6 protein-coding genes are annotated in these 5,133 nt (G+C 64.3%); 4 read left to right on the top strand and 2 right to left on the bottom strand.

The window, feature by feature from the left end; translation table 11 throughout:
• The 3 genes from AWC25_RS17770 to AWC25_RS17760 form a co-directional block, all read left to right on the top strand.
• The coding region (locus AWC25_RS17770; protein WP_142278915.1) for a helix-turn-helix domain-containing protein at positions 1-285 on the top strand (285 nt) is incomplete at its 5' end.
• A gap of 303 nt (positions 286-588) precedes the next feature.
• A complete protein-coding gene (locus AWC25_RS17765) occupies positions 589-2,283 on the top strand; it encodes a GMC family oxidoreductase (protein WP_069403099.1) in 1,695 nt (564 codons plus the stop codon).
• Positions 2,284-2,533: 250 nt separating this feature from the next.
• A complete protein-coding gene (locus tag AWC25_RS17760) occupies positions 2,534-3,355 on the top strand; it encodes a DUF1906 domain-containing protein (protein WP_069403098.1) in 822 nt (273 codons plus the stop codon).
• A 26-nt stretch (positions 3,356-3,381) separates the two neighbouring features.
• Here AWC25_RS17760 and AWC25_RS17755 read toward each other — a convergent pair whose 3' ends face one another.
• On the bottom strand, positions 3,382-3,987 hold the full coding sequence (locus AWC25_RS17755) for an LGFP repeat-containing protein (RefSeq protein WP_069403097.1): 606 nt from the start codon (positions 3,985-3,987) through the stop codon (positions 3,382-3,384).
• 157 nt (positions 3,988-4,144) lie between these two features.
• Between AWC25_RS17755 and AWC25_RS17750 the strand changes: the two genes are divergently transcribed.
• Positions 4,145-4,402, top strand: coding sequence for an SDR family oxidoreductase (locus AWC25_RS17750; protein ID WP_069403096.1), 258 nt, complete (start codon positions 4,145-4,147; stop codon positions 4,400-4,402).
• On the opposite strand, the gene AWC25_RS17745 is transcribed toward AWC25_RS17750, so the two are convergent.
• On the bottom strand, positions 4,399-5,133 hold a 735-nt coding region (locus AWC25_RS17745; RefSeq protein WP_342351829.1), incomplete at its 5' end, for a winged helix-turn-helix transcriptional regulator. The two genes, AWC25_RS17750 and AWC25_RS17745, sit on opposite strands and share 4 nt — an antisense overlap.

Raw genomic sequence — 5,133 nt, 5'->3', positions numbered from 1 at the left:
CACCCCAACACCGGCAACGACACACCCGGCACCGTCATCTCCGGCCCCAAAAACCCACCACGCCAGGGGACTTACCCTCGGTGTCGTCAAGATCTGATTGACGTCCGCTTCGCGGACCAGCCGGTAAGTGAGATAGGCGCACGTTGGGGCTTGCTCAATCCAGCGCACTTCTCGCGGACGTTCAAGGCCATACTCGGCTGCCCGCCGACGCAGTACCGCGCCGCTATGTGGAACGAACTCCGGGCGCAACGCACCCGCGAGCGCGATGATGGTGGCAGCCTCTAGCGGTGTCACGAGCCGTTTCGGCGGTGTTCCTGGATAACCCAGCTGTGCAACTCGGGAACCCCGCGAATACGAGATGACTTCAGTGGAAGTCAAAAGCCGCTGTGCGACAGGAAGATCCAATGGGCGAGACTATGTCAAGTAAGGTCTTCTTTTCATCAATCGTGCTGTGCCGGTTTTCGGTGAGGTGCCTGCCAGGTCCATCGTTGCGACCGCGGTGAACCCCTGCCGACTCCGGTGGCGCGTACGCGGCGTCCGTCGCGCACACTAGGACACGCATCCGACGCTTGGAGGACCGATACCAGAATGAGCTCTGTTGCCGAATTCGACTACGTCATCGTGGGAGCGGGTAGCGCGGGGTGCCTGCTCGCCAATCGGCTCAGCGCCAATCCTGATCACCGTGTGCTCGTGATCGAGGCGGGCGGCGCAGACGACTGGTTCTGGATCAAGGTGCCGGTGGGCTACCTGTACACAATCGCCAATCCCCGCACCGATTGGTGCTTCACGACCGAGCCCGACCCAGGCCTGGCCGGCCGGAGCATTCACTACGCCCGCGGCCGCGTGATCGGCGGCTGCTCGTCGATCAACGCGATGATCCACATGCGCGGACAGGCCAGCGATTACGACCTGTGGGCGCAGGCCACCGGAGACGAGCGATGGCGCTGGGGAGGCCCGGACTGTTCTGGCCAGACGCTGGCGATCTACAAGGAGTTAGAAAACTACTTCGGCGGGGCCGACGATTGGCACGGCGTCGGTGGCGAGATCCCCGTCGCGCGGCCCCGTGTGCGCTGGAAAATCCTGGACGCCTGGCAGGCCGCCGCTGCCGAGATGGGCATCTACCCGATTGATGAGTTCAACCGCGGCGTCAACGCAGGCAGCGCGTACTTTCATGTCAATCAACGGCGGGGCCGGCGCTGGTCGATGGCCGATGCCTTCCTTCATCCCGTCGCCCACCGACCCAACCTGACCGTCTACACACAGACGCAGGCCTTGCGGCTCCTGATGGACGACCAGGTCTGCGAGGATCAACGTCGGGGTGCGTGGACCACGGCGCAGCACCGGGTCACCGGCGTGCAATTGCTCAAAGGTGGCCACATCGTCGATGTTCGTGCGCGCCGGGAGGTGATCCTGAGCGCCGGGGCTATCGGCTCGCCACACCTGATGCAGGTCTCGGGTCTCGGCCCGGCCGGCCTGCTCGCCCAGCATCAAGTGCGGGTGGCCGTCGATCTGCCAGGAGTGGGCGAAAACCTGCAAGACCACCTGCAGATTCGGACGGTCTACCGGGTCCGGGGCGTCCCGACCGTCAACACGCTGTACCGCAATTGGATCAGCAGGGCGGGCATGGGACTTCAGTACCTGCTGCTGCGGTCGGGGCCCATGACCATGCCGCCATCCACGCTGGGAGCTTTCGCCAAGAGCGACCCCGCGCTGGAAAGTGCCGACCTGGAGTGGCATGTGCAGCCCTTGTCCCTGCCGAAATTCGGCGAACCGCTGCACCCCTTCGGAGCGATCACCCCCTCGGTCTGCAATTTGCGGCCCAGCTCGCGCGGCCACGTACGCATGGCCAGCGCCGATCCCCTGATCTACCCGAAGATTTCATGCAACTACCTGTCGACCGATGCCGATCGTCGAACCGCCGTGACTGGCCTCCGGATGACCCGGAAGATCATGGCGGCGCCGGCCTTGGCCCGCTACCGCCCCCAGGAACTATTTCCCGGTCCGCAACTGGTGAGTGACGAGGACCTGCAGCAGGCGGCCGGTGAACTCGGCACGACTATTTTCCACCCGGTAGGTACCTGCGCGATGGGAGCCTTTGACGCACAAGGTCATCCGCGATCGGCCGCCACAGTGCTCGACACCGACTGCCGCGTCTACTGTGCCGCCGGCCTTCGCGTAGTCGATGCTTCGGCTATGCCCACCATCATTTCCGGCAACACCAACGCACCGGTGATGCTCATCGCCGAGCGCGCAGCCCGGACGATCGTCGGCAAAGCCGGGTGACACTGGTAGAGATCGATCGAGTCGCCCCGAACGCGGGAAGGTTAGGCCGCTCCCCTGCGTCGCGCGACCGCGGCAAATGGATCGCGCCAATAGCTTTGCACGTCAACGCCGCACGATCGTGGGCCGCTTCGCCAACAGCGTGGGACGTCATAGCCGAACGGTCACCGTTCGGTATCCATTTGGGAGTACAACCGCGTTTCGGCTAGCGCAGGTCTATCGGTAACAACAGTCACATCGTTAACATCGCGCGATGCACACTGTGCCGCCCTCGACCAGCGATAGGCGACCGCGAGCGGTCTCGCGTCGCGACGCGCTGCGCTACGCCGCCGCGGTGGCCGGTCTGGGTGCCGCATCGGTGGCCTGCGGCATGCCCACGGCGGCCGCCGCCGCTCCTCCCCGACTGATCGACTTCGCGGCGCGCCAGATTCCGGCGCAGCAGATCCGCGCTGCCGGCTACAGCGGGGTGGTCAACTACGTTTCGGAGTCGCGTCCTGGCTCATCGTTTGGCGCCAAGCCGATCACTCGGGCCTATGCCGACTCGCTGAAAGCGGCAGGCTTGGTCATCGTCAGCAATTACCAATACGGCAAGCCGGGCGGATCGGCACCATCGGACTTCACCCGTGGATATGCCGGGGGCGTCGCGGACGCGCGTACCGCCTGGCAGCTGCACACCGCCGCGGGGGGCGGCCAGGGTGCGCCGATTTTCTTCACCATCGACGAGGACATTAATCGCGACACCTGGGATCACACTGCGCTGCAATGGTTTCGCGGAATCAACTCGGTTCTCGGGGTTCAGCGCACCGGCGTTTACGGAGGCGTCAGGGTGTGTCAGTGGGCCGCGGCCGACGGCGTGATCGGATCTTCGAGCACCCCCGGCCGCCGCTGGATCTGGCAAACCCGCGCCTGGTCCGGCAATCAGGTCCACCCCGCCGCTGTTCTTTATCAGCGGGTCGTGAGCACCGCGTCCAATCCGGGGCCGAAGGTCGGCGGACTCGAAGTCGACGTCAACGATGTCTTGGCCCCCGATTGTGGCCAGTGGAACCTCCACCATTCGAGTGGCAATGTGCGGTAGTGGCGAGATGCCGCCCGCAATACGAGTCAGAGCCCGGAGGGCACGGCTCGGCCGTTGACCGTCACCGCGACCTGACCGGTCGCCGGGTTGAATTCGATCTTGCCGTGTTCGAAGGTAGACACCTGTAGGTCACCGACGTTGTTCACATCACTGGTGGGCGATCCCAGCGGGCCTGCCGAACCGTTACTGCCGGTGGGCACCGGCGTGCCGTCCGGCCCCCGTGGAATGTTCCAGGCCTCGCGGATTTTGCCCAGGATGATGTATGCGGGCGTGCCGGCTGCGCCGTTCTTGGCCGTGATCGCGCCGCCCTGGAACTGCTGAAATACCACGCCGCTGTCCCGTGTCCCGGCGTTGCGGTCACCTGTCAGCGGCTTGCCCAGAGCTTTCTTCTGATCCTCGGTTGCCGACGAGTATTTGACAGCAATCGGTCCGGTCAACGTCACCTCGACGTCGCCCTCCCCGACGAGCTTCACCGTGCTGGGCTGCGCTGGGGACGCTGTAGTGCTGGCGTTCGTCCCGGCCGGAGGCGGCGCCGAGGCGTCGACGCTCTTGCTCGTGCTGCAGCCCCCCATGATCAGCGCGGCGGCGGCGAGGCCGACGACTGCCGCATGGCGATATGCGATCGTTCTCATCGGCTTCCTCTCGCGTCATGACCAAACCACTTGAACGCGCAGGCGATCGCGGTCTTCGTAACTCCGAACGAACTTACAATGTGGGCCGATGGCTAGCCAGAGCAGCTGAGCAAGGATCAGCGGTGCTCGATGAAATCCGGGCTCGCCGGGAGGTTTCATGGCACCCATCGTGTGCAACATCGCGCCGGGACGGATGGACGCCCCATTCTTCCACCCTCAAGAACCCCCGAGCGGGGCCGAGCTCCACGCCAGCCAAGCCATGGGCAAACGGCTCACCAAGATCGACGCCTCGCTCGCGGTATTCCTTGCAGGCAACGGCGACCGGATCACCCGCACTCCCTTGCCGACTACCGCCTTGTCTTCCAAGAAGTTTCAGATCATAACTAGGAAGAACACAAGGCGGCGCAACGTCTAGTGCTTCGCGCGCCAGTCGTCTGTGGGTCCGCAAAGGTTCCACTTTGGGAAGGCTCGGCGCAGCCGGTGCGGACCGTCCAATGTGATATCGCCGGCGCGAAGGAGCGCCGGCCAGCTTCGCGCGCCTCGGTGCCAGTCGACAAAAGGTTGTGATCGAGCCTCGACGCTGAGATCGGCACGACCGCCAGGATCGGAGTAGCACAACTCGGCGTCGCGGTGCTCAATCAGCATCCAGAAACGCCGATTGCCGGGGCGTTCCTCGGGGAATGTAAGGGAAACCACCACCCGGCCATTAGGCAACGCGGCATGGTTGAGCTGCACCTGGCACCACGCCCACAGCGCGTATGCCGGATCTGTGTGCTCTCTAGTGGCCGTTGCCCACCGTTGACCCCACATGGCCAGGGCAGCGATGACCCCGGCAAGGTCGCTGCCCGCTTCGGTGAGTCGGTAGTTGTGCCCTCGACCATCCGGCTTCCGCTTTATTGTGATGATTCCAGCGCGCTGCAGCTCCTCGAGCCGCTTGATCAACATGGAGCGTGACATAGACGGCACACCATGCGCGATCGCCGAAAAAGTATCGGCACCGAATAACAGATTGCGCACGATCAACGGATTCCATCTCTCGGCGACGATCTCCGACGCAAGGGCAACCGGATGTCGGCGTCGTCTGAAAACTGACCCCGTGTCGACGCCCGAATTTTGACCCCCTTCGACCGATTCTCGGCTTCTAGC

Origin of the sequence: Mycobacterium sherrisii (assembly GCF_002102355.1) — a bacterium.
Taxonomy (GTDB): Bacteria; Actinomycetota; Actinomycetes; order Mycobacteriales; family Mycobacteriaceae; genus Mycobacterium; species Mycobacterium sherrisii.
This window is presented reverse-complemented; position numbering and strand designations above follow the sequence as displayed.